Consider the following 1,815-nt stretch of genomic DNA (forward strand, 5'->3'; position numbering starts at 1 on the left):
TGCTCGCAGAGGTCATACTCTGCGTGTCGCGGAGCTCGAAGAGCCCGAGGTACCTGGGGTTCCGCAGCCGAGGAGTGCTTGAGGAGATCCGATGCCGCTGACCCCTGCCGACGTCCACAACGTCGCGTTCAGCAAGCCGCCCATCGGCAAGCGGGGCTACAACGAGGACGAGGTCGACGCCTTCCTCGACCTCGTGGAGGCCGAGCTCGGGCGTCTCATCGAGGAGAACAACGACCTGCGCGAGCAGGTCGAGCAGCTCGAGCAGCAGCTCTCGAGTGCGCACTCCGACCTCGACGACGCCAGGACCAAGGCCGCACAGGCCCAGTCCGCGGGCTCGCAGTCCCCGCCGCCGTCGTCGGCGCAGACCACGATGGTCGCGCCGCCCCAGCAGCGTCCGATGGAGGACGCGCCGCGCACGGTGCAGCAGCCGATGCCGGTGCAGCAGCAACCGCCGCAGCCCCAGCAGCAGGGGATGGTCGGGTCGCCCTACGGCGGCGACCCGTCACCGATGGCCGGCGGGGGTGACCACCACGTCCAGGCCGCCAAGGTCCTCGGGTTGGCGCAGGAGATGGCCGACCGGCTCACCGCCGAGGCCAAGTCCGAGGCGGACGGCATGCTGTCCGACGCGCGGACCAAGTCCGAGCAGCTCCTCTCCGAGGCGCGCACGAAGGCCGACAGCATGGTCAACGAGGCCCGCAGCCGGGCCGAGACGATGCTGAACGACGCGCGGACCCGCGCGGAGACGCTCGAGCGGCAGGCCCGCGACAAGGCCTCGACCCTCGAGCGGGACGCGCAGCGCAAGCACAACGAGACGATCACCCTGATCGAGCAGCAGAAGAGCGGGCTCGAGAAGAAGATCGACGAGCTGCGCACCTTCGAGCGGGAGTACCGGACCCGGCTCAAGACCTACCTGGAGTCGCAGCTGCGCGATCTCGAGGGCCGCGGGTCGGCCGCGCCTGCCGACGGAGGCAGCCGGAACGGCTCGGGCGGATACGCGACCAGCGGTTACGGCTCCCGGGCCGAAGCCGGCAGCTGAGTCGGGCGAGCCGGTCGGGGCAGGGGAAGGCTTCCGGACCGGTGACCCGACGCGGTATTTGAGGGGTCGACCGTGCTTCTGCTCGTCCTGTTGTGCGTCGTCGTCGCCTTCGGGCTCCTCGTCGTCGCCGTCGTCACGACGACGGCCGCGTGGGCCTGGGGCTCGGTGGTGGCCAGCGCGGTCGCTGCGATCCTGCTGGCGGCGGACTTCGTCCGTCGTCGTCGGACCGCGGACGCCACCTCCGGCGCCTCGGCGCCGACCGGTGGCGACGAGGCCCGTCGTGGTGACTCGGCGGTGTCCCAGCCACAGCCGGTCCAGGCCGGGCCGGGTGGTCCCGGGTCGGAGCCGATGACCGCGGCGAGCGCACCGCGCGCCTTCGCCGGGGGACCCGGGGCGCCAAGCAGCCCTGGTGGTCCCGGCCCGCAGAACGGCCAGGGCGCACCGAACGGCCAGAACGGGCAGAACGGCCAGGGCACCCCGAACGGCCACGGTGGTCAGGGTCCGGTCGGTGGGAGCGCTCCGGCTGACCAGCGCGGTCCCGCGGCCCAGCAGAGCGGTCCCGCGGCGCAGGCCCCCGGCCAGGGCGGTCCCGCTCAGGGCGGCCCGGCCCAGGGCCCCGGTGGACGGCCGCCGATGGCCCCGCCACCCATGCGCCCGCGCGGCATCCCGCCGGGCCTGCGGGCCACGACGACGGGTCGCCTCGGCCACGATCCCTCCCGCGTGCCGAACGCCCCCGAGGGATCCCGGTTCCTCGGTCTCGTGCCGCTCCCGCACACCCC

1 protein-coding gene and 1 pseudogene are annotated in these 1,815 nt (G+C 73.6%); both read left to right on the plus strand.

Features of this window, described 5'->3' with window-relative positions:
* Positions 1-91: 91 nt before the first annotated feature.
* The gene (gene wag31 / locus AC0CYZ_RS23475; RefSeq protein WP_472219816.1) at positions 92-1,036 is read left to right on the plus strand and encodes a DivIVA-like cell division protein Wag31; all 945 of its coding nucleotides are present in this window, start codon (positions 92-94) and stop codon (positions 1,034-1,036) included.
* Between the two features lie 72 nt (positions 1,037-1,108).
* Positions 1,109-1,815: pseudogene (locus tag AC0CYZ_RS23480) on the plus strand (hypothetical protein); the annotation flags it as partial.

This window comes from Actinomycetospora sp. (assembly GCF_055612215.1).

Excerpts from the sequence above, each read along its gene's own strand:
- wag31 (WP_472219816.1), top strand. The coding sequence starts at position 92 with ATGCCGCTGACCCCTGCCGACGTCCACAACGTCGCGTTCAGCAAGCCG.